Source organism: Yersinia aldovae ATCC 35236 (assembly GCF_000173735.1).
GTDB lineage: Bacteria > Pseudomonadota > Gammaproteobacteria > Enterobacterales > Enterobacteriaceae > Yersinia > Yersinia aldovae.
In genome coordinates, this window is the sequence record NZ_ACCB01000013.1 from 78,223 (window position 1) to 103,513 (window position 25,291).

Below are 25,291 nucleotides of genomic sequence, written 5' to 3' on the forward strand. Positions count from 1 at the left end.
ACTTTCTCTCTAAGATTACTCCTACTTAGATGCGAGATTCCTGTTTTAATCCTATTCTGACTGTTATTTTGCTGAAATGCTCTATCTTTATTGGGTAGCCGCAGGATTGACTTGCATTAAACTTAAGTCGGTTATCCTGTAATAATCGTAAAGTATTCATCAAATTTCCACCCATATAAGGTGGAGTAAGAATCCGAAAGTTGAGACGTTACTCTGGTTTGGGTTCATAACAATGAAGGAAGAAATCGATGACAAACACAAAACTTTCCCGTTCAGTCATGGCTGTTGTTTTAGGTTCCGCCCTTCTCAGCGGCAGTGTGTTAGCAGAAGACACGATGATGAATAAAGCATCTAGCGCTGTGGACAGCACCGGTGCCAAAATCGATAGCTCCATGAAGAAAGTAGATAACTACATGGGAGACAGTGCTGCAACCGCGAAGGTAAAAAGCGCGTTGCTGGAAGAAAAATCCCTTAAAAGCACTGATATTTCAGTCGAAACTAATCACGGTGTGGTTACCTTGAGTGGTTTTGTTGGCACTCAGGCTGAAGCTAAGACCGCAGTTGAAATTGCCAGCAATATCGAAGGCGTTAAATCTGTCAGCGATAAACTGCATGTGAAAGACCAAAAATCACAATCAGTCAGTGAATATGCCGGTGATGCTGCAACTACCAGTTCGATAAAAGCCAAATTACTGGCAGACGACATCGTACCGTCACGTAAAATCACTGTAGAAACGACCGATGGTGTGGTGCTGCTGACCGGTAATGTTGAAAATAAAGCCCAGTCCGACCGTGCTGAAAGTATTGTCAAAGCCGTTGATGGCGTGAAAAGCGTCAAAAACGATCTGAGCATCAAGCCTTAATTATTAGGCTGATGGGTATTTCGGGGGCGACAATATAGCCCACGAAATACCCTCTAATAAGTCAGCCAAATAATTTATCCAGAATAATCCAAATAATACGACTTCTGTCAAATAAGCTACTGTTAAATAGACTCAGGTGGTTAAAGAGTGATTTTTAAACGCAGGTTTACGACGTCATTTTTTTAAACGGGAAGGAGAAGCTTATGTTTCGCTGGGGCATTATATTTCTGGTTATCGCATTAATTGCTGCGGCATTAGGTTTCGGTGGGCTAGCCGGTACGGCAGCATGGGCCGCCAAAGTTGTTTTCGTCGTGGGTATCGTTCTATTTCTCATCAGTTTGTTTACAGGCCGTAAGCGCCTTTAGATGCGCCAGAGGGTTACAGCAAAGGATAAGAAAGGGTATTCTCGAACCCTGTTGTAACGTTTGAAGGATGAATGGTGGGATACAGAATACCTATCACGCTCGGTAATATAGAGCCACTCGCCTATAAACCATATCAGCCCGGAAAAATGGCGTTGGTGTGTGAAGGGGGCGGGCAGCGGGGGATTTTTACAGCCGGAGTGCTGGACGAGTTTCAACGCGCCCGCTTTAATCCTTTTGATTTAATGATAGGCACCTCCGCAGGGGCGCAAAATCTTTCAGCATTTATTTGTGGCCAGCCTGGTTATGCCCGCCGCGTTATCACGCGTTACACCACAACGGCTAATTTCTTTAATCCACTACGGTTTGTCCGTGGTGGTCATCTCATTGATCTTGATTGGCTGGTGGATATCACTTCTCAGCAACTCCCCTTAGCGATGGAACATGCCGAACAGCAGTTACGCAATGGCCGCGAATTCCTGATGTGTGCCTGTCGTAGTGATGATTTCGAACCCACGTATATCTCCCCCACCAGAGAGAGCTGGCTGTCTGCGATTAAAGCTTCCAGTGCTATTCCTGGTTTATATCGCCAAGGGGTGGATTTAGACGGTGTCAGTTATCAGGACGGTGGCATCAGCGATGCAATCCCGGTTGAAGAAGCTTATCGCCGTGGTGCGGATACCATTGTGGTTATCCGTACGGTGCCGTCGCAGACTTACTACACGCCGCAGTGGATGAAGCGGATGGAGCATTGGCTGAGTGAAAGTAGCTTGCAACAATTGGTGCGGATTATGCAACAGCACGAGCAGAGCTATCACCGTATTCAACAATTTATTGAGAACCCACCGGATGACCTACGGATTTTCGAGATTTTTCCGCCGAAACCGCTCGCCAGTAATGCCTTAGGGAGCCGTGTTGCTGCGCTGAATCGCGATTATCATTTAGGCCGCCGTTGTGGTCGTTATTTTCTGGCAACCGTCGGACACTGGCTCATGCCGCGCGAGCCGTTGGAACAGGCAGACATCAACAGCAGCAAAACCTCGATTTCGTTATCCCGCCGTCTTATTCAGCCACAAGATATTCTCCAACCGGATGCGATGGCTGAATTAATCGAAACGGAGGATTTAGCCACGGCATCTGATATCGTTCATGCGTCGGATGTTACACCATCGGCGAGTAACAAAAAAATTACCGGGCATTTGCATCCGGCGGCCATGACAGTGACAGACAGCGGGTTGATCATTCCCGCCACCACACGGAACAAAATCCAGCGGCTACCTGCGGATATTATGTTGCCGGCCCATCAAGGAAAGGCCAAAGGTGATTCTGCGTCATGACATCACCCTATTTTATCGATACCCATTGTCATTTTGACTTTCCGCCCTTTACTGGCACAGAAACGGTCAGCCTGCTGAGTGCTGCGCAGGCTAATGTCCGGCAGTTGATTGTACCTGCCGTTAGTGCGGCTTATTTTTCCCGTATTTTAGCGTTGGCTGCCAACTATCCGCCACTGTTTGCCGCGTTGGGGATGCACCCACTCTATATTGCTCAGCACCAGGAGGCAGATTTGGCGATATTGGCATCTCATCTGATGAATAAGCCGCAGAAGCTGGTGGCCGTCGGGGAGATTGGCCTGGATCTCTATATGGATGAGCCACAATATCCCCGTCAGTTGACGCTATTGAAGGCTCAACTAACGTTGGCGAAACAGTATGATTTACCGGTTATTTTGCATTCACGGCGTTCGCACGACCAGTTGGCTTCTGTGCTGCGCAAGGCGGCATTACCCCGCACCGGTGTTGTACACGGCTTCGCTGGCAGTTTGTCGCAGGCACTGGCATTTATTCGCTTGGGCTATTATATCGGCGTGGGTGGCACGATTACTTATGAGCGAGCGCAGAAAACCCGCAAGGTAATGGCTGAATTACCCCTGTCTGCACTGTTATTAGAAACTGACGCTCCAGATATGCCACTGGCAGGTTTTCAGGGGCAACCCAATCGGCCTGAGCGCGCGGCTGATGTATTTAACGTATTGTGCGAGTTGCGTCCGGAAGATCCGCTTGAGATTGCCCGGCACTTATTGGAAAACAGTCAGCGTGTGTTTCCATTGCTGCCCGTCGATAAACCTCTGCTTTAGCTTAAACGTGCCGATTGAAATATAAATATCACGCTAATTATTAGCCCAAGCCCATTACTGATGATTTTTAATGTGATACTTGTCACATTTATGTTTATCCAGTTGCTCTCAGTTGTGTTTATTTGTGACAGAGATTGTTTGATAGCCAGGTCATGTCGGTATAATCCTCCCAAAATTATTTCAATTTAATTAATGATTTCACTATTAGGGATATCGACATGCTCATGAGTTTGGTCGGAATGGCAGTACTGATATTAATAGCCGTACTTCTTTCAAGTAATTTTAGGGCGATTAATATCCGCACTGTCGTCGGTGCATTTATTATCCAGATAGCGATTGGGGCACTGGTATTATATGTGCCAATTGGTCGCCGCATTTTGGGCGGCATGTCTGAAGGGGTCGCGAACGTCATTGCCTACGGCAACGAGGGGATCTCATTTATTTTTGGCGGTTTGGTTTCCGACAAAATGTTTGAAGTTTTTGGCAGTGGTGGTTTTGTCTTCGCCCTGAGAGTTTTGCCAGTCATTGTCTTTTTCTCATCATTGATTGCTGTTTTGTATTACCTCGGCATCATGCAAATCGTTATTAAAGTGTTGGGCGGTGGTTTGCAAAAGCTGCTGGGTACTTCACGCACCGAATCTCTTTCAGCTACCGCAAATATCTTTGTCGGGCAAACGGAAGCGCCGTTAGTGGTGCGCCCTTATATCGCTACGATGACGCAATCGGAACTGTTTGCCGTGATGTGCGGTGGTTTAGCTTCAGTCGCAGGCTCCGTTCTGGCCGGTTATGCTCAAATGGGGGTGCCATTGGAATATCTGATTGCCGCCTCCTTTATGGCGGCTCCTGGCGGGTTGCTGTTCGCTAAATTGATGGTGCCCGAGACTGAAAAAACCCATGATAACGTCGATGCCACAACGCTGATTGCTGAAGATGAGCGCCCGGCTAACGTAATTGATGCCGCCGCATCCGGTGCCGCATCGGGTATGCAACTGGCGTTGAACGTCGGGGCGATGTTACTGGCCTTTATCGCACTGATTGCTTTGCTAAATGGTATTTTGGGGGGGATTGGCGGCTGGTTCGATTATCCACAATTGTCGCTGGAACTGATTCTGGGCTGGGTCTTCTCGCCAATCGCTTATCTCATTGGGGTGCCGTGGAGCGAAGCGATGGTGGCGGGTTCATTTATCGGCCAGAAGATTATCGTAAATGAATTCGTGGCATTTATGAATTTCGGCCAATACCTACAGGCAGAAGAGTTAGTGAAAGCGGCGGGTTTACAGGTGTTGTCTGACCACACTAAAGCCATTATCTCTTTCGCGCTGTGTGGTTTTGCCAACTTGTCTTCAGTGGCTATTTTGCTGGGGGGCTTGGGCAGCATGGCACCGAGTCGCCGTCATGATATCGCGCGCTTTGGCCTGAAAGCCGTAGCGGCAGGCACATTGTCGAATTTGATGAGTGCGACAATCGCCGGTTTCTTCCTGGCGCTGTGATCAGGCTGATTGACTCGATATTTTGAAATTGGGCAGCGCCCATCACCGCCACCTATTCTGGTTTATAAGATCAGGTGTATGCGACGAGTTTTGTGCGCTGTCCGTACCTATGTAGGTGCGCCTAATCGATCGGTTTTTCAGATGTATTTCTGCCCATAAGCTATTCTTGAAGCGAGTGGGCGTATCGCGCTTAGAAAGCCATAAAACAGGTTATTTTGTGATTCTAATCACATATAATCCCAGTCCGTTACAAGTTACTATTAATTATTGTGAAATTGAACACACCTCATGCGGCGATAACGTGTTCAAATAGAGCTATTGGCTTTTCTGATTGAAAGCCGAAAGTATGTCTATACCCAATGTTATTGGTGTTGTAGCCCGCCTGCAACATCATGCAAGAAGGGTAGTGCGGTGAGATGGATCTCAATTGCCACCCATACAGGGGCTATCTTCAAGGAACCAAGTCCGCTCGCCAACGTATTGAGCCTTATAACCAAAGCTACCGGTAAGGTAACTTTGCTGGCTCAAAAATAAATGCTCAGTTTTGGCAAGGTGCCGGGGCTGAAATAGTGTTGGAGAGTTTTATGACCGATTTAACCGCCCACGCGACGTTGAACAATTATGCAAAACGCGCACTGAGTTTAATGGACTTAACCACCCTGAATGATGACGATACCGATCAAAAGGTGATCGCCTTGTGTCATCAGGCTAAAAGTCCGGCTGGCAATACTGCGGCCATCTGCATTTACCCCCGTTTTATCCCGGTTGCGCGTAAGGCGCTACGTGAGCAGGGTACACCTGAAATCCGAATCGCAACGGTAACCAATTTCCCCCACGGCAATGATGACATTGCGATTGCACTGGCTGAAACCCGTGCCGCGATTGCTTATGGTGCCGATGAAGTCGATGTGGTCTTCCCTTACCGCGCGTTAATGGCCGGTAATGACAAAGTGGGCTTTGAGTTAGTGAAACAATGCAAAGAAGCTTGTGCAGCCGAAAATGTATTACTGAAAGTAATTATTGAAACCGGCGAACTGAAACAAGAACATTTGATTCGACAAGCGTCTGAAATTGCAATCAAAGCTGGCGCTGACTTTATTAAAACCTCCACCGGTAAAGTGCCAGTCAATGCCACACTGGAAAGCGCCGAAATTATGATGCGCACTCTCCGCGACTTGGGTGTGAGCAAATCTGTTGGTTTCAAACCCGCCGGCGGGGTGCGCACGGCTGAAGATGCCGCGCAATTCCTGCAATTGGCTGATCAACTGATGGGAGAGGGCTGGGCCGATGCGCGCCATTTCCGCTTTGGTGCATCCAGTTTGCTGGGCAGCTTGCTGACTACATTGGGCCATCAGAGTGATGCCAAAAGCAGCGGTTACTGATTGCTTTCAACATAATTGAATTGCGAAAGCAGCCTATCGGCCGTTTTCATCCTATATTCAGGTCAAGCAGGGGGATGCCTTGTTTCTGGCACAAGAAATTATTCGTAAAAAACGCGACGGTCAGCCATTGAGCGAGGAAGAAATTCGCTTCTTTATCAATGGAATTCGCGACAACGTGGTTTCCGAAGGGCAAATTGCTGCTTTGGCGATGACCATCTATTTCCACGACATGAACATGCAAGAGCGTGTGGCGCTGACAATGGCGATGCGTGATTCTGGAGCGGTACTGAATTGGCAAAGCCTGAAACTGAATGGCCCGATTGTCGATAAACACTCCACCGGTGGAGTCGGTGACGTTACATCACTGATGCTCGGCCCGATGGTTGCCGCTTGTGGTGGCTATGTACCGATGATTTCTGGTCGTGGCTTGGGTCATACTGGCGGCACACTGGATAAGCTGGAAGCGATTCCGGGCTTTGATATTTTCCCTGATGATCAGGCGTTCCGTAAAATCATTCAGGAGGTTGGTGTGGCAATTATCGGTCAGACCAGTTCGCTGGCACCGGCAGATAAACGTTTCTATGCTACCCGTGATATCACTGCGACAGTGGACTCCATCCCGCTTATCACCGCCTCTATTCTGGCTAAAAAGCTGGCTGAAGGGTTGGATGCACTTGTGATGGATGTGAAAGTGGGGTCGGGTGCCTTTATGCCAACCTATCAGCTATCTGCCGATTTAGCACAGGCGATTGTCGGCGTGGCTAATGGCGCGGGTTGCAAAACTACCGCGCTGCTGACCGATATGAATCAGGTATTGGCTTCCAGTGCAGGTAATGCGGTTGAAGTCCGCGAAGCGGTACGCTTCCTGACTGGCGAATATCGCAACCCACGCCTTTTGGAAGTGACAATGGCATTGTGTGTTGAAATGCTGCTGTCGGGGGGATTGGCGCAAGATGAGGCTGATGCTCGCGCCAAATTACAGGCGGTGCTGGATAACGGTAAAGCCGCTGACGTCTTTGGCCGCATGGTTGCGGCACAAAAAGGCCCGTCAGACTTTATTGAGCGTTATGACCACTATCTGCCGCTTGCCACGCTAAGTAAGCCAGTATTCGCTGAACGAGCCGGTATTGTTACCGCGATGGACACCCGCGCCATAGGCATGGCAGTGGTTTCTCTCGGCGGAGGCCGCCGTCGGGCAACTGATCCTATTGATTACAGTGTTGGTTTTACCGATATGGCCCGTCTGGGAGCCAGTGTTGATGGTCAACAACCATTAGCTGTGATTCATGCCAATAGCGAAGATGACTGGCAGCAGGCGGCACAGGCGGTACGCGCAGCAATTACCTTGGGCGATAAAGCGCCAGAAGAAACACCGGTGATATATCGCCGTATTACTGAATAAACATGAGCCTGTCGTTCTTGGTCGATGGGTGTTAATTATGTATGTGGGGCGGTGGAGTGCGTCGTTATACTGGCGCAATATGACCGCCCTCAGAGCGTGTATCCACGCAGGAGAAAATGATGAAACGTACATTTATTATGGTATTAGACTCATTTGGTATCGGTGCCAGCGCGGATGCCAGGAAATTTGGCGACGAAGGGGCTGATACTCTGGGTCACATTGCTGAAGCCTGCGCCCGTGGTGAAGCTAACGTTGGCCGCAGCGGCCCGCTGACGCTGCCAAACCTGAGCCGTTTAGGGCTGGGTAAAGCGGCGCAAGAGTCTACGGGTAAATTCCCGCCTGGGCTGGATAAGAATGCGAACATCATTGGCGCGTATGGTTACGCCAGCGAATTATCTTCCGGTAAAGATACGCCGTCAGGCCATTGGGAAATTGCCGGTGTGCCGGTTCTGTTCGATTGGGGCTACTTCAGCGATGTGGAAAACAGCTTCCCGCAGGAACTGCTGGATAAACTGGTCAAACGCGCCAACCTGCCGGGCTACTTGGGTAACTGCCACTCGTCAGGCACCGTAATCCTCGACCAACTGGGCGAAGAGCACATGAAAACCGGCAAGCCGATTTTCTATACCTCGGCTGACTCGGTGTTCCAAATTGCCTGCCACGAAGAGACCTTTGGCCTGGATCGCTTGTATGAGTTGTGCGAAATAGCCCGCGAAGAGCTGACTGAAGGCGACTACAATATTGGCCGCGTTATTGCGCGCCCGTTCATCGGTGACAAACCGGGTAACTTCCAGCGTACCGGTAACCGCCATGATCTGGCCGTTGAGCCGCCAGCGCCCACCATGTTGAAGAAACTGGTGGATGAGAAGGCCGGCGAAGTGGTTTCTATCGGTAAAATTGCTGATATCTACGCCCACGTCGGTATTACGCAAAAAGTGAAGGCCACCGGTCTGGATGCCCTGTTTGATGCCACCATTGAAGAGATGAAGAAAGCGGGTGACAACACCATCGTGTTCACTAACTTTGTTGATTTTGACTCCTCTTACGGCCACCGTCGTGACATTGCGGGTTATGCTGCTGCGTTGGAGTTATTCGACCGCCGCCTGCCGGAGCTGATGGCGCTGGTAAAAGAAGATGACATCTTAATCCTAACCGCTGACCACGGCTGCGACCCAACCTGGCCGGGCACTGACCATACCCGTGAGCACATCCCAGTGTTGGTTTATGGCCCAAAAGTAAAACCGGGATCGCTTGGCCATCGTGAGACGTTTGCCGATATTGGGCAGACAGTGGCGACATATTTCGGTCTTTCCCCAATGGATTACGGGAAGAATATGCTGTAAGGCTAAGCTGAGCGTGTCATTTTGGGATTGGGCAGTGCTAAAAATCCTCACGTACTTAGGTTTTATAAGACCAGGTGTACGCTCCGGTTTTTGCGCGCTGGCCGCACCCAAACTGCCTGTGCTCATCTACGCCTTCTGATTGATAGAATTCTACTGAATTAGGAGTGTATGAAAACACTAACAGTTCAGTTATGTAAATTTTAATTCTCTGACTTTTAAGGAAAGTGATTATGGCAACGCCACATATTAATGCTGAAATGGGTGATTTCGCAGACGTTGTACTGATGCCAGGGGACCCGCTGCGTGCGAAGTTTATCGCCGAAACCTTCCTGCAAGATGTGAAGCAAGTGAACGATGTGCGTGGCATGTTGGGCTTCACCGGTACTTATAAAGGCCGCAAAATCTCTGTTATGGGCCACGGCATGGGTATCCCGTCCTGCTCCATTTATGCAAAAGAGTTGATCACGGATTTTGGCGTAAAAAAAATCATCCGTGTGGGTTCATGTGGTGCGGTGCGTGCTGACGTGAAACTGCGTGATGTGGTTATCGGCATGGGGGCTTGTACCGATTCTAAAGTGAACCGTCTGCGCTTTAAAGATCACGACTATGCCGCGATTGCTGATTTCGACATGACCCGCAACGCGGTTGATGCGGCAAAAGCGAAAGGTCTGAATGTCCGTGTGGGTAACATCTTCTCTGCTGACCTGTTCTATACGCCAGACCCACAAATGTTTGATGTGATGGAAAAATATGGCATTTTGGGTGTGGAAATGGAAGCGGCGGGTATCTACGGCGTTGCGGCTGAATTCGGCGCGAAAGCCCTGACTATCTGTACCGTGTCTGACCATATCCGTACCGGTGAACAAACCACTGCTGCTGAGCGCCAAACCACGTTCAATGACATGATTGAGATTGCGCTGGAATCTGTATTGCTGGGCGATAAAGAGTAACTTCTTACTGCGTTCCCTATTCAGCGGCAGAACTCTCTGCCGCTGAAGCTAAATCTATTTATCATCCGGTTTTTTGTCTGATTCTGCCGTTTCATCCTCACTCTCATCTTCTTTGACTGGCCTATTGGCGGTCAGCAGATAAGGTGATTGCTGCCAGCGGCTGCGGCGGCCTTGCAGCAGAGTGCGAGCCAGTATAATCCCCACCGCCAGCGCCACCAGAATCATCAGACGCAGCAAATTGGTGGTATTATCCACTTGCTTGGATTCCGTTGCCAGAACGTGGGTGTCCAGCGTCATGCGCAGAAAACCACTCGGCCCGCTTTTACCTGGGATCCGCTCAACGATTTGATGGTTGAAATAGCTGCCGGGTCGTTTACCATCCAGTGCCAGCCGGTCGCGAACCTTGACGTTCTCTCCGGCGTTGGCGACCAGCGTACCGTCTATCTGATACACACTGGCATCCAATATGCGGCTAGATTGTGTCAGTTGCTGAAGGATGGCGTCCACTTTCTGGCTATCAACATCGTCATCACCGCTGTCCATGATGGGCGACAGGCTGAAAGTGACTTGTTTCGCCAGTGTTTTTGCCAGTTCTTCAACTTGTTCCGAACGGGCCAGTTGATGACTGAGACTAAAATAGGATGCACCTTGCATCAGTAAGACTAATAATGCCAGGCAAATCAGTACAATAGCTGTACGGTGCAGTCGGGATTTTAATTTAGCCTTGGCCATGCAGGTTCCTTGCCGAATTTGATGATTTTATACCCGTCATACTTCAAGTTATTTAGAGTATATGTTGCCAGAAGCCAGGGCGATAGGATAGCTTGATGCGTCCTTTTGTCGGCCTTTACCCCGTTTCTACAGGAGCCATTCATGTCTAATAGTCTGACCTATTGCGATCTTCCCGCGGAGATCTATCAATGGCCGGGTCTGCCACTTTCACTCAGTGGCGATGAAGTTATGCCGCTGGATTATCGTGCGGGTCATACAGGTTGGCTGTTGTACGGCAGAAAACTGGATAAAAAGCGTATTACCGATTTCCAACGCCAGTTGGGTGCGGCAATGGTAATTGTCTCCGCCTGGTGTGTGGAAGATTATCAAGTGATCCGTCTGGCGGGCAGCCTGACTCCGCGCATTAAAACGCTGGCTGATGAGAGCGGGCTGGATGTCGCGCCATTGGGGGCTATTCCACATTTGCGCACGCCGGGTCTGTTAGTGATGGATATGGATTCCACGGCTATTCAAATCGAATGTATTGATGAGATTGCCAAGCTCGCCGGTGTTGGCGAAGCAGTGGCTGCCGTCACCGAACGCGCGATGCAAGGTGAGCTGGATTTCGCCGCCAGCCTGCGCCAGCGAGTTGCCACCTTGAAAGGCGCGGATGCCAATATCCTCAAACAAGTGCGTGATGAATTGCCCTTGATGCCAGGGCTGACCAGTTTAGTGCGCAAGCTTCAGGCACTGGATTGGCATGTGGCGATTGCGTCCGGCGGTTTTACCTATTATGCCGAATACCTGCGCGACAAACTGCGGCTGGTTGAAGTGGCAGCCAATGAGCTTGAAATCAAAGACGGCAAGCTGACCGGCAAAGTGCTGGGGCCGATTGTCGATGCGCAATATAAAGCAGATACCTTGCTCAAACTGGCAGAAAAGCTGAATATCCCGATTGCTCAAACCGTGGCTATCGGTGATGGTGCCAATGACCTGAAAATGATGCAGGCCGCCGGTCTGGGGCTGGCTTTCCACGCCAAACCAAAAGTTTATGCTAAAGCGAAAGTGGCTATTCGCCACGGTGATTTGCTGAGTGTGTTGTGTATTTTGACCGGTAGCCTAAAGCACGAAGAACGCTAATCCCCTTCGTCCTTGGCACTACAGCGTTGTTAGCGGCACTCGCTTACCCGAATCACTTACTTGAGTAAGCTCATCGGGATAAACTCGCTTGCTGCCTAACTGTAGTACCCATGTCTTTGGGGATGTTTATTGTTAAATTGAGGTGAAAGGTGGCTAAAGCACCAAAACGAGCATTTGTCTGTAATGAATGTGGGGCTGATTACCCGCGCTGGCAGGGGCAGTGCAGCGCCTGTAACGCCTGGAATACCATAACCGAGATTCGGCTGGCAGCGGCAACATCGTCATCGTCGCGCAATGAACGTTTCGGTGGTTATGCCGGTGATGCGGGGGTTAGTCGGGTGCAGAAACTCTCAGATATCAGTCTCGATGAACTGCCACGCTTCTCCACCGGCTTCCTTGAATTTGATCGGGTGCTGGGCGGCGGTGTGGTGCCGGGCAGTGCTATTCTGATTGGTGGTAACCCCGGTGCGGGTAAAAGTACTTTGTTGCTGCAAACGCTGTGCAAATTGTCTGAAAACATGAAAACCCTGTATGTCACTGGCGAAGAGTCATTGCAGCAGGTGGCGATGCGCGCGCACCGTTTGGGCTTACCCACTGCGGGCCTGAACATGTTGTCGGAAACCAGCATTGAGCAAATTTGCCTGATTGCCGAGCAAGAGCAGCCGCGCCTGATGGTGATTGACTCCATTCAGGTGATGCATATGGCGGATATCCAATCGTCACCGGGCAGTGTGGCGCAAGTGCGCGAAACTGCTGCCTATCTGACTCGTTTTGCCAAAACTCGTGGTGTGGCCATTATCATGGTCGGTCATGTGACCAAAGATGGCTCGCTGGCCGGGCCGAAAGTGTTGGAACACTGTATTGACTGCTCGGTGATGCTTGATGGTGACGGGGATACCCGTTTTCGCACTCTGCGTAGCCACAAAAACCGCTTTGGTGCCGTCAATGAGTTAGGCGTATTTGCCATGACCGAACAAGGCTTGCGCGAAGTTAGCAATCCATCGGCTATTTTCCTCAGCCGTGGTGATGAAGTCACTGCGGGCAGCTCGGTAATGGTAGTGTGGGAAGGGACTCGCCCGCTGTTGGTAGAGATTCAGGCGCTGGTGGATCACTCAATGATGTCTAATCCGCGTCGGGTTGCGGTCGGTCTGGAGCAAAACCGACTGGCAATCTTGCTGGCGGTCTTGCATCGCCACGGCGGTTTACAAATGTCGGATCAGGATGTGTTCGTCAATGTGGTCGGTGGCGTGAAAGTGACGGAAACCAGCGCGGATCTGGCGTTGCTGATGTCACTGGTGTCCAGTTTGCGTGACCGCCCATTACCGCAGGATTTAGTGGTGTTTGGTGAGGTTGGGCTGGCCGGTGAAATTCGCCCGGTGCCAAGTGGTCAGGAGCGTATTTCAGAGGCCGCCAAGCACGGTTTTAAACGCGCTATCGTGCCTTATGCCAATATGCCGAAGAAGCCGTTGCCCAATATGCAGGTGTTTGGGGTGAAAAAACTGGCGGATGCGCTGGCGGTGCTAGAGGATTTATAACCGCTCATTTAGTCGTGTTCATCTTGCCGCATACTGTGTTATTTTTGTTTAGCGCACTAAACAAGGAGGCGGTATGCTGCAATTCGACTATCTCAAAACGGCAATTAAGCAAAAGGGCTGCACCTTACAGCAGGTGGCTGAAGCCAGCGGTATGACCAAAGGTTATTTAAGCCAATTACTCAACGACAAAATCAAAAGCCCCAGTGCGCAAAAACTTGAGGCTTTGCACCGTTTCCTCGAAATGGAGTTCCCACGTCGCGAGAAAAAAGTCGGCGTGGTGTTTGGTAAATTTTACCCGCTGCACACCGGTCATATCTATTTAATCCAGCGCGCTTGTAGCCAGGTCGATGAATTGCATATCATTCTTTGTTACGATGAACCTCGTGATCTTGAGCTGTTTGAAAACAGTTCAATGTCACAGCAGCCGACCGTCAGTGACCGCTTGCGTTGGTTGCTACAAACCTTTAAGTATCAGAAAAATATCCATATTCACTCATTTGATGAAAACGGCATTGAGCCCTATCCGCATGGTTGGGATGTCTGGAGTCGTGGCGTCAACAAGTTTATGAATGAGAAGGGAATTACCCCGAATTTTATCTATTCCAGCGAGAGTCAGGATGCGCCGCATTATAATGAGCAATTTGGCATTGAAACTATTCTGATTGACCCACAGCGCTCATTTATGAACATCAGTGGCCGCCAGATCCGTCGCGATCCTTTCCGCTATTGGGATTATATTCCCACCGAAGTGAAACCGTTTTTTGTCCGAACCGTAGCCATTCTTGGCGGCGAATCCAGTGGTAAATCGACGCTAGTCAATAAGTTAGCCAATATCTTCAATACCACCAGTGCGTGGGAGTATGGTCGGGATTATGTCTTCTCCCATCTGGGTGGCGATGAGATGGCGCTGCAATATTCTGATTATGACAAAATCGCGCTAGGGCAGGCTCAATACGTTGATTTTGCGGTGAAATACGCCAATAAAGTGGCCTTTATCGATACTGATTTTGTTACTACGCAGGCTTTTTGCAAAAAGTATGAAGGCAAAGAGCACCCGTTCGTGCAGGCGCTGATTGATGAATACCGCTTTGATCTGGTGATTTTGCTGGAAAACAATACACCTTGGGTCGCTGATGGGCTGCGTAGCCTCGGCAGTGACCGTGACCGCAAATCTTTCCAGAGCTTACTGGAGCAGATGCTGCGCAGTAATAACATTGAATACGTCCATGTTGAATCGGCAGACTACGACACGCGCTTTCTGCGCTGCGTTGAACTGGTGCAACAACTCTTGGCCGCTGACCTGCAACGTCTCGCCCGTCCTTCAGTATTGGTTGATGCACGGGCAGGGTAATCGATGACGATATGACCCTGCATATACCTAATTGATTGCGGTTTTACCGCAATGGCAGGCGTGTATCCAAGCCGCAAGTTAAATTCGCCCGCACTGAGTTGTTTTATTGATGGGGTCTGCGGTATTTGAAGATTATGTGCAAGGGCTGGATATGCCCGAAAATATGTGGAGTCAGAGGGCAGCTCCACATAGATCGTACTATTCCAAATAAAACACCTCCCGCAGCGCCTCGCTAACTGGGCTACCATCAGGGTTACTGGGCATCACATCCGCCATATGTTGCCACCAGCGCTGGCAAACGGCGGTCTGAGCTACGGCCTTCCAACGCTCCTCTGACTCAATTTCGACGAAACCAAACAGCAAGTTACGATCAGCATCAAGGAATATTGAGTAGTGGTGCGCCCCATGCGCCTTTAGCACCGCCTCCAACTCTGGCCAAATTGGCGAGTGTCGCCGTTGGTATTCGGCGTGAGCTTCTGAATTAACCTGCATGACAAAGGCTTTGCGTATCATGGTATTACCCCAATCAAAGTGCCTGTAAGTAGAGTGCGCGAACCTGTTCCCGATCGGCAGGACGTGGGTTGCAAGGCGCGCAAGGGTCAGACAGTGCTTTATCCAACCAGTCTTCGATATCACTTTCTTGAATGCCTAACACGGAGAACCCGACAGGGATCCCGACACGTTGCGACAGTTGTCGAATGGCGGTTATCGCTTCATGGCTGGCCTGCTCATCGGTTAACTCCTGAGTATTGACCCCCATCGCCTGTGCTATGCGCGCAAAGCGGCTGACCGCCTGCGGGCGGTTATACTCTTCAATGATTGGTAGCAAGATGGCATTACATACCCCGTGTGGCAGGTTATGAGTGGCTCCCGGTTGATGAGCCAGGGCATGAACTAAACCAAGCCCGGCGCTGTTAAAGGCCATGCCTGCCAGATACTGGCCGCACGCCATCATTTCACGGGCGTGCAGATTTTTACCGTCATCGACCGCCAACGGCAGCCATTGGCTGATCAGGCGGATCGATTCGAGTGCCGAGTGATCAGTCAGTGTATGTGCGCCTAATGAAACATACGCTTCGATAGCGTGGGTGAGGGCATCCATTCCGGTTGCCGCAGTGACGCTGGCGGGGATATTCAGCATCACGGCGGGATCGTCAACAGCGATATCAGGAATGAGATTGGTGTCGATAATGACTTCTTTCACTTGTCGCAGAGTGTCAATAATCACCGCATTACTGGTCAGTTCTGCGGCGGTGCCGGCGGTGGTGTTGATGGCAGCCAAGGGAACGCCACTATGCTTAACTTTACCGACGCCGGAATACGCAGTGGATGGCCCCGGATTGGCGCTCAGAATCTTAATGGCTTTGGCGGTATCAATGGGGCTACCGCCACCGAAGGCTATCAGATAGTCACACTGCTGCTGCTTGAAGGCCGCCAGCCCAGCCTCTACCAGTGCCTCGGTCGGGTTAGGAAAAACCTCGCTGAATAGGGCATAAGGTAATTGATGCTGTTTCATCGCAGCGAACAGACTGTCAAGCAGGCCGAGTTCAACCAGTTGTCCGTCAGTGACAATCAGTGCTTTTCCCCACTGTTTGCCGCTGAGTAATTTCACCATATCCTCGATTGCACCGGTGCCGTGCAAGCTGATTTTCGGTAGTGCCAACATAAAACTCATGCTGTGCTCCTCACATAACGCAGACAAGATAATGACCTAACCCAGCCTTGCACGGGGTAGGTCACAGAGGTTATACGTCTAGCGCGGCGGCCATTGGCGTAACGTCAAAGCGTGCTGCCAGCGCAATCAATTGTTCACGGGAAATCGTCTGCTGCTTGCCCCCCATCGACAGGACTTTTACCATAATTTCGGCTGATTTCTCGGCGGTATCAATCAAACCAAAGGCATCATCCAGTGTCGGGCCACTGCCGAAAATACCGTGGAATGGCCACAGCACCAGGCTGTGTTCGCGCATCTGCTCAGCGGTTTTACTGCCGATGCCATCAGTACCCGGCACCATCCACGGCACAATGCCAATCCCGTCAGGGAACACCACCAGACACTCGGTACTGCCCTCCCATAGCAATCGGGTGAAGCTGGCGTTATCCAGTTTTTGCACATAACTCAGCGCAATCAGATTGGTCGCGTGGCAGTGCATAATGACCCGGTCGGAGCCACCACTGACCTGTATACGCACGACATGAGACTGGAAGTGCGCGGCCAGCTCAGAGGTCGGCAGCCCCCCTTGAGTTAATCCCCAGTGAATGTGATAAGCCATGCCATCACCACTGACTTGCAGGAGCACCAGATTTTCCGCCGGGTTCAACTCCACATTACGAAAGAACTTGCCGGAGCCGGTCACCAGGAACCAGCAGTTTGCCAGTTCGGGTGCCGGCTGGGTAAGTTCTACGGTTCGGGGTTGCGAATAAAAGTCGCTCCGATAAGCTTCAACCTCTTCCGCCAACAGCCGCAGGCTAATATTGCCCCCGTTACGTTCATCCCACCCTTTGCGCCACATATCGCTGGTGGCTTTAATCATTCCCTGAATAAACCAGGAAGATAGAATCGCTTGCATAATGATGAATCCTTAACGTTGGCTGAGAGTGTGTTGTTCGTAATCACGTACCGCATCGAGCCAGCGGGCATCTACCGGTACATCGTTGCGCTGGCAATACCCTTCCCAAATGGCTTGCCAAGGCAGGGATTTTTGTTCTTCCAGCAGTGCCAGCCGTGCGGTGTAGTCACCACGCAGCTCCAATTGGCGTAGCATCTCGGTGGGTTCCAACAAGGCACGCAGCAAGGCTCTTTTCATATTGCGGGTACCAATAACCCAGGCAGCAATACGGTTGATAGAGGCATCAAAGAAGTCGAGCCCGATATGAACTCTGTCGAACAGGTTGTGACGGATAATTTCACTGGCAATAGCCTGAGTTTCATCATCCAACAGCACCACATGGTCACTGTCCCAGCGCACCGGACGGCTGACATGCAGCAGCAGGCGCGGAACATACAACATGGCGCTGGAGATTTTATCGGAAATCACTTCAGTCGGGTGGAAGTGACCGGCATCCAGGCACAGCGCGGTCTGGCGGCTGGCGGCATAACCCATATAAAACTCGTTGGAGCCTACGGTGTAGCTTTCGGCACCGATACCAAACAATTTGCTCTCAACGGCATCAATGTGATGCGCCGGATTTAATTTTTCACTGATGATTTCATCCAGCGCTGACAGCAACCGCTGGCGCGGAGCAAGGCGATCGATAGGGTTGTCCTTCATGCCATCGGGAACCCAGATATTCATGACCGACGGTGTGCCCAATTGTTCGCCAAAATAAGCGGAAATACGGCGGCTGGCCTGGCAATGCTCAATCCAGAATTGGCGGATTTCCGGATCAGCATGAGACAGGGTAAAACCATCGGCGCTCAGTGGGTGAGAGAAGCAGGATGGGTTGAAATCCAGCCCCAAATGGTGCTTTTTGGCCCATTCAACCCAGTGGCTAAAGTGGCGAGGCTCGATTTTATTGCGCGCAACCGGAGTATCCGATTCTAAATAAATAGCATGTAAATTAAGCCGTTTCGGGCCGGGGATCAGTGTTAACGCTAACTCAAGGTCAGCGCGTAATTCCGTGGCATTACGTGCTTTCCCAGGATAGTTACCGGTCGCTTGAATTCCGCCGGTCAGCACGCCATCCGGGTTTTCAAAACCCGTGACATCATCACCTTGCCAGCAGTGCATGGAGACTGGCAGCGTATCAAGGCGGGCAAGTGCGGCATCAACATCCACGCCAACGGCGGCAAAGCGCTGTTTAGCCAGGCTCCAGGCCTGTTCAATAGAGTTCGTCATATGCAAAGTTCCTTAGGTTGTTGACTCAGTGACTGGAATAGCGGCCAATGGGCGGCAAAGTCAGCGTTGTCATGAGGAGATAAAGAGTGCTGCGGGAAGTTATCCGCCACGATACGGCGGTAGTGAGCGACATCACGCACGTCACCCAAGGCGATTAATTGGCTGCCAATATTGCCGAGCGTCGAGGCTTCAACCGGCCCGGTGATGACATTCAGGCCGCAGGCATCGGCACACAGTTGATTGAGAAATTGGTTTTGGCAGCCCCCGCCGACGATATGCAGGTGGCTGATTGGATATCCGCGCAACTCAGACAGCTCTTGGGCGACTTGGCGGTACAACATGGCGAGACTGTCAAAGATGCAACGGGCCAGTTGGGCCGCCGTGGTGGGGATCGGCATCCCGTATTCGCGGCAGGCGTTTTGAATCTCGCGGCACATATTGGCTGGATTGATAAAACGGCTGTCATTGGGATTGATCAGTGAGCGACAAGCGGGTTGGCATGCGGCCTGTTCGATAAGGTGTGGTAAGTCTTTAATCTGCAACTCATCCGTGGCGCGTTGCAATAACCACAAGCCCATAATATTTTTCAGCACCCGATAACGGCCCTCGGCACCCCCTTCATTGGTGATATTGCTGGCCTGCGCTTGCGGGTGGGTTATCGGTGTCAGGCTTTCAAAACCCATCAGTGACCAGGTGCCGGAGCTGAGGTATGCGGCATCAGCATCAACCAGTGGCGCGGCAAGCACCGCGCTGGCGGTGTCGTGGCTGGCTACCGCAATAACCGGCACCTGCTGGCCGCTGGCGCTTTGCCAGTAACCGATGGTATTACCGGGTTTACTGGGTTTGGCAAACCAATGGGTGGGGACACCGGCATAGGCCAGTAAGTCGCTATCCCAATCACCGGTTTCGAGGTTGAGTAACTGGGTGGTACTGGCATTGGTATATTCCCAGTTAAGCTGGCCGGTAAGACGATAGTGTAAGTAGTCAGGGATCAGCAATAGATGGGCGACATCAGCCAACAAATGGGGCTGCTGCTCGCTGAGTGCCCGCAATTGGTACAACGTATTGAAGGGTAAAAATTGAATACCGGTGCGACGGTAAATCGTACTGCTGCCCAGGCACTGCTGCGCCTGTTCCATCACACCTTGAGTACGACTGTCACGATAAGATACCGGCTGCCCGACGCGCTTGCCTTGTTTATCAAGCAGCACATAATCAACCCCCCAACTATCAATCCCAATGCTGTCGAGCTGAATTCCTTCGCTATCGAGCTGATTCAGTCCCTGACGAATTGATTGTTCAATGGTATCGATATCCCAGACATCGGTGCCATCAATGGATTTAATCTGATTAACAAAGCGGCAGACTTCGCGTAGTTCAAGCTGTTGTGGGCTGGAGCGATAACTGGCCAGCATCACGCGCCCGCTGGAGGCACCGAGGTCGATGGCAACAATGTGCCGTGTGTTGATTACAGACGGTGTTACTGCTGTTGGTGTGGGCATGATTAGCGGCCTGTCGTTTCTCAATGCTCAGCAGTGTAGAAATTTGCGTTACTTTGCACCTTCTCATCACTGCCAGTCGCTATGGCTTGCTGGCAAAATGACGAAAGTTAAAGTGAAATAGCTCACAGTTTTGTGTTTATGCCGCCCATCCCCCACCTGTGACCCTGCGCATACTTTTCAACATTGCTACACATATCTAAAAAAAATCACCGCCAAAGTCGCTTTTAACGTCAAAAATTGAAGGTTTCATTAACACTGCTGCTTTTACTATCGAGGAGTAAAGCAGGGCAATTTCGCCGTGTCTTTTGAAAGAGGGCAAAAGATGACGGTGTTGCGCAGTATTGATTTCTTCTCTTCCAGTTCGGCATCCGTGGCGATTGAAGTTCGCGCCCCGCAATCGACATTTCCTGAACATCATCATGATTTTTATGAAATTATCATTGTTGAGCAAGGGGCGGGTGTACATGTGTTTAATGGTGCCCCCTACACGTTAAGCAGTGGTTGTGTCTGTTTTGTCCGTGACCATGATCGCCATCTGTTTGAATCAACCGATGCGTTGTTCCTCACAAACGTCCTATTCCGTGCACCTGATGCTTTTCGCTTCTTGTCCGGTGTGGAACATTTTTTGCCGCGTGAGAATGACGGTATTTATCCCTCCCATTGGCGTGTTAACGGCCAGGTTTTACAACAGGTAAAACAGTTGATTAGCTGCCTTGAGTGTTCGCCTCACAGTGAGCGAGCTGAAGATATCGCCCTAAATGAAAGTGTATTTATGCAGTTATTGGTACAACTGTGGCAGGGGTGTTTGGCGCAGACAGGGGATGATCAAGAAGGGCGTTTATGCCAATTGTTGGACTGGTTACAGAATAACTACAGTGAAGCAATTGAGTGGTCAGCACTGGCTGATCGCTTTGCATTGCCATTGCGCACGCTACATCGGCAGTTAAAAAACCAGACCGGCATGACACCACAACGTTACCTGACGCGTTTGCGCTTGCTACAAGCCCGCCGTCAATTGTGCTATAGCGACAGCAGTGTTACCGATATTGCCTATCAATGCGGCTTTGGCGATAGCAACCATTTCTCCACCTTGTTTAAGCGGGAGTTTTCTCAGTCTCCCCGTGATTTACGTAGCCAGCTTTAGCACGACAGGTCAGTACGTGAATAGCGTCACTTTAAGAATCAGTAGTTTAATGATAGTGTTCTGTTTATTAATTGACCAGTAAACATAGGGATATAGCCATGCGGGTACCACTGCTGTTAGAGAATCGGGACTATTTTCCATCGGAGCAGATGCCGGTGGCGGTAGCTAATCGATATCCGCAGGAAGTCTTCGCCGGGCATACCCACCAATTCTGTGAAATTGTGATTGTCTGGCGAGGGAACGGATTACATGTGCTTAATGACCATCCTTATCGTATTACCTGCGGTGACGTTTTTTATATTCAAGCAGCAGATCATCATAGCTACGAATCCGTGCATGACTTGGTATTAGATAACATTATTTATTGCCCGGAACGGTTACGCCTGAACGCACAGTGGCATAAACTGTTGCCTCCCTTTGGGCATGAACAGAATCAGGGTTACTGGCGATTAACTACGCAAGGTATGGCACAGGCAAGGCCAATTATTCATCAGTTGGCGCAGGAGTCGCGTAAGACAGATTCCTGGTCGATACAACTGACGGAGGCTCTGTTACTGCAACTCGCCATCGTGTTAAAGCGCCATCGCTACAGGGCAGAGCAGGCGCATTTATTGCCCGATGGTGAGCAGCTTGATTTGATTATGTCCGCAGTGCAGCAAAGTCTGGCAAGCCACTTTGATATGGCTGAGTTCTGTCATAAAAATCAGTTGGTTGAACGTTCGCTGAAACAACTTTTTCGTCAACAAACGGGAATGAGTATCAGCCATTATTTGCGCCAGATTCGCCTTTGCCATGCTAAATGCTTATTGCGGGGAAGTGAGCATCGTATCAGTGAGATCGCTGCACGTTGTGGGTTTGAAGACAGTAATTACTTCTCTGCGGTTTTCACGCGTGAAGCGGGCATGACACCACGAGACTATCGCCAACGCTTTGTTAGAACACCGTTATTACCCGGTAAAAATGGGCGTGAAAGTGAAGAACAGCCGCAGGTTACAACCATCATTTAGCGCCTCTCAGTGTTAATTGACGGGGGCGTTGTTCAACGTCACCCGCCGCTGTTATTTTATCGGTAGTTTTCGTTATTATGCCGCCATACCCAAACCGACAATATTTGCCGCCAGAATGATGACCAGACAACCAATACACAGCACAGTAACCGGCTTTCTGCTTGGGGATTTCCACTCTTTGAGTAACAGGCCCACAATGCCGCCACACAACACATAGAAGCTCATGTGCAGCATCCAGCTCATATAGTCATATTGCGGTGGGATTTTGGCGTGGCCCCAAGCATAGAAGAAGAATTGCAGATACCACATCAAACCACCTAAGGCTGAAAACAGAATATTAGTTATCAATAGGGGTTTGGCGATAGAAAAATCGGCTTTGACTGACAAGTTCTTGAGGCTGGCTAAACGGATAAAACAATAGCTCAGGTTGATAATTGCACCGCCGCCCATAATGATGACGTAGCTTGGCAGCGCCACATACAGCGAATTAATCCCTAATGCGCTGGCGGCTTCATGCATTGGTTTTGCCGCATCCATAGCAAATGACATTCCGGCTGAGAAAATACCGCACATCACGGCCAAAATCAGCCCTTTCTTCAGGCTGAACTCTTCTGCCTGAATGCCCATCACCCGTTCTTTCAGCAATCCCGCATAACTGACGATAGCGACCCCGATCACGGCCACCAATACACCGAGCAAGGTCATACGCCCGCCTGCAGTGCCGATCAACACATCAAAGCGCCCTTGTAGGACAGGTGTCATTAATGTGCCAATAATCAATGTGATACCGATGGCAATCCCGATCCCCATTGACATGCCGAGGTAACGCATAGTCAGGCCGTAGTTAATATTGCCAATCCCCCACATGGCACCGAACAGAAATACCGGCAGCAGAGTAGCTATACTAAAGGAGCCATAATATTGCCAAAAGTCAGGCAGCAACAGATAACTGACGGTCCACGGCAGGATAAGCCATGACACCAGACCCCCAATGGACCACATGGTTTCCCATGACCATTTTTTAACTTTTTTAAACGGCGCGTAGAAGCACGCAGCACTAGCCGCGCCCACCAGATGCCAAATTATTCCCAATATAATCTCATTATTCATCTTATTATCCTTCGTTGTAATGGTGCGGCCAGGTACAGAACCAGAGGAGCGCACAAGCCGCTGATGACGAAGGAGTCTAAATAGTGTGCAATCTTGTCACCTTCGGCTGACTGCCTTAAAACAAGGAAAACTGGCAAAATTCAGTAGGTGATAATGATAACGATCACAGAATGGAATACTGGTGGTTGGTGGCTCGTTGGGGGGAGAGAATCGCCGGAGTATTCGGCTCATTTGATGAGCCGATGTCATATTACTTGGTCATTTTCTTATACTTGATACGGTGTGGTTCCAGCGCTTCAGCACCCAGAGTACGTTTCTTCCACTCTTCGTATTCAGTAAAGTTACCTTCGAAGAACACCACTTTGCCTTCATCCTGATAATCGATGATGTGGGTGGCAATTCGGTCAAGGAACCAACGGTCATGGGAAATAACCATGGCACAACCTGGGAACTCCAGCAGGGCGTTTTCCAGTGCGCGCAGGGTTTCGATGTCCAGATCATTGGTCGGTTCATCGAGCAGCAACATGTTGCCGCCAACCTGGAGCAATTTGGCCAGATGGATACGGCCGCGCTCACCACCGGACAGCTCACCCACCCGCTTACCTTGATCGATACCTTTAAAGTTGAAGCGGCCAACGTAGGCGCGGCTTGGAATTTCAAAGTTACCGATCTTCATGATGTCCTGGCCGCCGGAAACTTCTTCCCACACGGTTTTACTGTCATCCATGTTGTCACGGAACTGATCAACCGAGGCCAATTGCACGGTATCACCCAGCGAAATCGTGCCGGAATCAGGTTGTTCCTGACCGGATAACATGCGGAACAGGGTTGATTTACCGGCACCGTTCGGCCCGATGATCCCGACTATTGCGCCTTTTGGCAGCGCAAAGGTCAAATCGTCAATCAGCAGGCGATCGCCGTAAGACTTACTCAGATGCTCAACTTCCAGCACTTTGTCGCCTAAACGTGGGCCTGGTGGTATGAACAACTCACTGGTTTCATTGCGTTTTTGATACTCAACGCTGTTAAGTTCTTCAAAGCGGGCCAGACGCGCTTTACCTTTCGCCTGACGGCCTTTCGGATTCTGACGAACCCACTCCAGCTCTTTCTCAATGGATTTACGACGTGCGGCTTCAGAAGAGGCTTCCAGCGCCAGACGAGCGTCTTTCTGCTCCAGCCATGAGGAGTAGTTGCCTTCCCACGGAATACCTTCACCACGGTCCAGCTCCAGAATCCAGCCCGCCACGTTATCGAGGAAATAACGGTCATGGGTGATGGCGACCACGGTACCTTCGTAGTCATGCAGGAAGCGCTCCAACCAGGCCACGGATTCGGCATCCAAGTGGTTAGTCGGTTCGTCCAGCAGCAGCATGTCTGGTTTTTCCAGCAGCAGGCGGCAAATTGCCACACGGCGGCGTTCACCCCCGGACAAATTGGCAATTTTGGCATCCCACGGTGGCAAACGCAGTGCATCCGCCGCTCGCTCTAACTGGTTATCCAAATTATGGCCATCATGGGACTGGATAATGGCTTCCAGCTCACCTTGTTCTTTTGCCAATTTATCGAAATCAGCGTCCGGATCGGCATACAGCGCATAAACCTCGTCCAGACGGGTCAGCGCGTGTTTAACTTCGCCAACCGCCTCTTCAACCGACTCACGCACGGTTTGCTCAAGGTTTAACTTAGGCTCCTGCGGCAGATAGCCAATTTTGATGCCAGGCTGTGGACGAGCTTCGCCTTCAATATCGGTATCGATACCCGCCATGATGCGTAATAGGGTAGATTTACCGGAACCGTTCAGGCCCAGCACACCAATTTTTGCCCCTGGGAAGAAACTCAGGGAGATGTTTTTCAGAATATGTCGTTTCGGTGGAACTACTTTACCGACACGATGCATAGAATAGACGTATTGAGCCACGTTGCGTCTGCCTCTCTATATCAGTTTTTATAGGATGTCTGGTGCGGAGTGTAGCCCGTTTTACTATACCCGTCATCTTTCAAGTCACGGGTCTATTTAACCAAC

The 25,291-nt window shown here is 50.5% G+C and carries 22 protein-coding genes; 14 read left to right on the plus strand and 8 right to left on the minus strand.

Annotated elements, in window-relative coordinates:
- Window positions 1-248: 248 nt before the first annotated feature.
- From osmY to deoD, 9 genes are all read left to right on the plus strand, one after another.
- Window positions 249-863 carry a molecular chaperone OsmY gene (osmY, locus tag YALDO0001_RS08260; protein ID WP_042547731.1) on the plus strand — a complete coding sequence of 205 codons (615 nt, stop codon included), beginning with the start codon at window positions 249-251 and terminating at the stop codon, window positions 861-863.
- 203 nt (window positions 864-1,066) lie between these two features.
- Entirely contained in the window at window positions 1,067-1,228 is a 162-nt protein-coding gene (locus tag YALDO0001_RS20060; protein WP_004701908.1) for a DUF1328 domain-containing protein, read from the plus strand.
- 71 nt (window positions 1,229-1,299) lie between these two features.
- A complete protein-coding gene (locus YALDO0001_RS08265) occupies window positions 1,300-2,562 on the plus strand; it encodes a patatin-like phospholipase family protein (RefSeq protein ID WP_004701911.1) in 1,263 nt (420 codons plus the stop codon).
- Window positions 2,559-3,362 carry a TatD family hydrolase gene (locus tag YALDO0001_RS08270; RefSeq protein WP_042839590.1) on the plus strand — a complete coding sequence of 268 codons (804 nt, stop codon included), beginning with the start codon at window positions 2,559-2,561 and terminating at the stop codon, window positions 3,360-3,362. The genes YALDO0001_RS08265 and YALDO0001_RS08270 overlap by 4 nt, the downstream gene beginning before the upstream one ends.
- 218 nt (window positions 3,363-3,580) lie before the next feature.
- Complete coding sequence (locus YALDO0001_RS08275; protein ID WP_082039628.1) at window positions 3,581-4,852, plus strand: NupC/NupG family nucleoside CNT transporter; 1,272 nt, start codon at window positions 3,581-3,583, stop codon at window positions 4,850-4,852.
- A 584-nt stretch (window positions 4,853-5,436) separates the two neighbouring features.
- The gene (deoC, locus tag YALDO0001_RS08280; RefSeq protein WP_042547735.1) at window positions 5,437-6,234 is read left to right on the plus strand and encodes a deoxyribose-phosphate aldolase; all 798 of its coding nucleotides are present in this window, start codon (window positions 5,437-5,439) and stop codon (window positions 6,232-6,234) included.
- A 79-nt stretch (window positions 6,235-6,313) separates the two neighbouring features.
- Window positions 6,314-7,636, plus strand: coding sequence for a thymidine phosphorylase (gene deoA, locus YALDO0001_RS08285; RefSeq protein ID WP_004701918.1), 1,323 nt, complete (start codon window positions 6,314-6,316; stop codon window positions 7,634-7,636).
- A gap of 119 nt (window positions 7,637-7,755) precedes the next feature.
- On the plus strand, window positions 7,756-8,979 hold the full coding sequence (gene deoB / locus YALDO0001_RS08290; RefSeq protein ID WP_042839591.1) for a phosphopentomutase: 1,224 nt from the start codon (window positions 7,756-7,758) through the stop codon (window positions 8,977-8,979).
- Window positions 8,980-9,209: 230 nt separating this feature from the next.
- Window positions 9,210-9,929 carry a purine-nucleoside phosphorylase gene (gene deoD / locus YALDO0001_RS08295; protein WP_042547738.1) on the plus strand — a complete coding sequence of 240 codons (720 nt, stop codon included), beginning with the start codon at window positions 9,210-9,212 and terminating at the stop codon, window positions 9,927-9,929.
- A 54-nt stretch (window positions 9,930-9,983) separates the two neighbouring features.
- Here the strand turns inward: deoD and YALDO0001_RS08300 are convergent, their stop codons facing one another.
- Window positions 9,984-10,661: a YtjB family periplasmic protein gene (locus YALDO0001_RS08300; RefSeq protein ID WP_004701925.1), complete on the minus strand. Its 678-nt coding sequence runs from the start codon at window positions 10,659-10,661 to the stop codon at window positions 9,984-9,986.
- 141 nt (window positions 10,662-10,802) lie between these two features.
- Between YALDO0001_RS08300 and serB the strand changes: the two genes are divergently transcribed.
- The 3 genes from serB (at window position 10,803) to nadR (ending at window position 14,666) form a co-directional block, all read left to right on the plus strand.
- Window positions 10,803-11,780: a phosphoserine phosphatase gene (gene serB / locus YALDO0001_RS08305; RefSeq protein WP_004701926.1), complete on the plus strand. Its 978-nt coding sequence runs from the start codon at window positions 10,803-10,805 to the stop codon at window positions 11,778-11,780.
- A 149-nt stretch (window positions 11,781-11,929) separates the two neighbouring features.
- Window positions 11,930-13,315, plus strand: coding sequence for a DNA repair protein RadA (gene radA, locus YALDO0001_RS08310; protein ID WP_004701929.1), 1,386 nt, complete (start codon window positions 11,930-11,932; stop codon window positions 13,313-13,315).
- Window positions 13,316-13,388: 73 nt separating this feature from the next.
- Window positions 13,389-14,666, plus strand: coding sequence for a multifunctional transcriptional regulator/nicotinamide-nucleotide adenylyltransferase/ribosylnicotinamide kinase NadR (nadR, locus tag YALDO0001_RS08315; RefSeq protein WP_004701930.1), 1,278 nt, complete (start codon window positions 13,389-13,391; stop codon window positions 14,664-14,666).
- Window positions 14,667-14,864: 198 nt separating this feature from the next.
- Here nadR and rhaM read toward each other — a convergent pair whose 3' ends face one another.
- The 5 genes from rhaM to rhaB form a co-directional block, all read right to left on the minus strand.
- Window positions 14,865-15,179, minus strand: a complete 315-nt coding sequence (gene rhaM, locus YALDO0001_RS08320; RefSeq protein WP_004701932.1) for an L-rhamnose mutarotase — start codon at window positions 15,177-15,179, stop codon at window positions 14,865-14,867.
- 13 nt (window positions 15,180-15,192) lie between these two features.
- Window positions 15,193-16,341 carry a lactaldehyde reductase gene (gene fucO / locus YALDO0001_RS08325; protein WP_004701933.1) on the minus strand — a complete coding sequence of 383 codons (1,149 nt, stop codon included), beginning with the start codon at window positions 16,339-16,341 and terminating at the stop codon, window positions 15,193-15,195.
- Between the two features lie 70 nt (window positions 16,342-16,411).
- Window positions 16,412-17,236, minus strand: coding sequence for a rhamnulose-1-phosphate aldolase (gene rhaD, locus YALDO0001_RS08330; protein ID WP_004701935.1), 825 nt, complete (start codon window positions 17,234-17,236; stop codon window positions 16,412-16,414).
- 12 nt (window positions 17,237-17,248) lie between these two features.
- Entirely contained in the window at window positions 17,249-18,505 is a 1,257-nt protein-coding gene (locus YALDO0001_RS08335; RefSeq protein ID WP_042839592.1) for an L-rhamnose isomerase, read from the minus strand.
- Window positions 18,502-19,920, minus strand: a complete 1,419-nt coding sequence (gene rhaB, locus YALDO0001_RS08340) for a rhamnulokinase (protein ID WP_004701939.1) — start codon at window positions 19,918-19,920, stop codon at window positions 18,502-18,504. The genes YALDO0001_RS08335 and rhaB overlap by 4 nt, the downstream gene beginning before the upstream one ends.
- 409 nt (window positions 19,921-20,329) lie before the next feature.
- Here rhaB and rhaS point away from each other — a divergent pair, with 409 nt between their 5' ends.
- Together rhaS and rhaR are read left to right on the plus strand one after the other, a co-directional pair.
- A complete protein-coding gene (gene rhaS, locus YALDO0001_RS08345; RefSeq protein WP_004701944.1) occupies window positions 20,330-21,151 on the plus strand; it encodes an HTH-type transcriptional activator RhaS in 822 nt (273 codons plus the stop codon).
- A 98-nt stretch (window positions 21,152-21,249) separates the two neighbouring features.
- On the plus strand, window positions 21,250-22,158 hold the full coding sequence (gene rhaR / locus YALDO0001_RS08350; protein WP_004701946.1) for an HTH-type transcriptional activator RhaR: 909 nt from the start codon (window positions 21,250-21,252) through the stop codon (window positions 22,156-22,158).
- A gap of 75 nt (window positions 22,159-22,233) precedes the next feature.
- On the opposite strand, the gene rhaT is transcribed toward rhaR, so the two are convergent.
- Window positions 22,234-23,268: an L-rhamnose/proton symporter RhaT gene (gene rhaT / locus YALDO0001_RS08355; protein WP_004701948.1), complete on the minus strand. Its 1,035-nt coding sequence runs from the start codon at window positions 23,266-23,268 to the stop codon at window positions 22,234-22,236.
- A gap of 250 nt (window positions 23,269-23,518) precedes the next feature.
- Entirely contained in the window at window positions 23,519-25,186 is a 1,668-nt protein-coding gene (gene ettA, locus YALDO0001_RS08360; RefSeq protein WP_042839593.1) for an energy-dependent translational throttle protein EttA, read from the minus strand.
- Window positions 25,187-25,291 lie beyond the last annotated feature (105 nt).

What these genes read in the sequence shown, in the direction of transcription:
- osmY (WP_042547731.1), top strand. Translation starts at nt 249, where the DNA reads ATGACAAACACAAAACTTTCCCGTTCAGTCATGGCTGTTGTTTTAGGT.
- YALDO0001_RS20060 (WP_004701908.1), top strand. Translation starts at nt 1,067, where the DNA reads ATGTTTCGCTGGGGCATTATATTTCTGGTTATCGCATTAATTGCTGCG.
- YALDO0001_RS08265 (WP_004701911.1), top strand. Translation starts at nt 1,300, where the DNA reads ATGGTGGGATACAGAATACCTATCACGCTCGGTAATATAGAGCCACTC.
- YALDO0001_RS08270 (WP_042839590.1), top strand. Translation starts at nt 2,559, where the DNA reads ATGACATCACCCTATTTTATCGATACCCATTGTCATTTTGACTTTCCG.
- YALDO0001_RS08275 (WP_082039628.1), top strand. Translation starts at nt 3,581, where the DNA reads ATGCTCATGAGTTTGGTCGGAATGGCAGTACTGATATTAATAGCCGTA.
- deoC (WP_042547735.1), top strand. Translation starts at nt 5,437, where the DNA reads ATGACCGATTTAACCGCCCACGCGACGTTGAACAATTATGCAAAACGC.
- deoB (WP_042839591.1), top strand. Translation starts at nt 7,756, where the DNA reads ATGAAACGTACATTTATTATGGTATTAGACTCATTTGGTATCGGTGCC.
- deoD (WP_042547738.1), top strand. Translation starts at nt 9,210, where the DNA reads ATGGCAACGCCACATATTAATGCTGAAATGGGTGATTTCGCAGACGTT.
- YALDO0001_RS08300 (WP_004701925.1), bottom strand. Translation starts at nt 10,661, where the DNA reads ATGGCCAAGGCTAAATTAAAATCCCGACTGCACCGTACAGCTATTGTA.
- serB (WP_004701926.1), top strand. Translation starts at nt 10,803, where the DNA reads ATGTCTAATAGTCTGACCTATTGCGATCTTCCCGCGGAGATCTATCAA.
- nadR (WP_004701930.1), top strand. Translation starts at nt 13,389, where the DNA reads ATGCTGCAATTCGACTATCTCAAAACGGCAATTAAGCAAAAGGGCTGC.
- rhaM (WP_004701932.1), bottom strand. Translation starts at nt 15,179, where the DNA reads ATGATACGCAAAGCCTTTGTCATGCAGGTTAATTCAGAAGCTCACGCC.
- fucO (WP_004701933.1), bottom strand. Translation starts at nt 16,341, where the DNA reads ATGAGTTTTATGTTGGCACTACCGAAAATCAGCTTGCACGGCACCGGT.
- rhaD (WP_004701935.1), bottom strand. Translation starts at nt 17,236, where the DNA reads ATGCAAGCGATTCTATCTTCCTGGTTTATTCAGGGAATGATTAAAGCC.
- YALDO0001_RS08335 (WP_042839592.1), bottom strand. Translation starts at nt 18,505, where the DNA reads ATGACGAACTCTATTGAACAGGCCTGGAGCCTGGCTAAACAGCGCTTT.
- rhaB (WP_004701939.1), bottom strand. Translation starts at nt 19,920, where the DNA reads ATGCTGGCCAGTTATCGCTCCAGCCCACAACAGCTTGAACTACGCGAA.
- rhaS (WP_004701944.1), top strand. Translation starts at nt 20,330, where the DNA reads ATGACGGTGTTGCGCAGTATTGATTTCTTCTCTTCCAGTTCGGCATCC.
- rhaR (WP_004701946.1), top strand. Translation starts at nt 21,250, where the DNA reads ATGCGGGTACCACTGCTGTTAGAGAATCGGGACTATTTTCCATCGGAG.
- rhaT (WP_004701948.1), bottom strand. Translation starts at nt 23,268, where the DNA reads ATGAATAATGAGATTATATTGGGAATAATTTGGCATCTGGTGGGCGCG.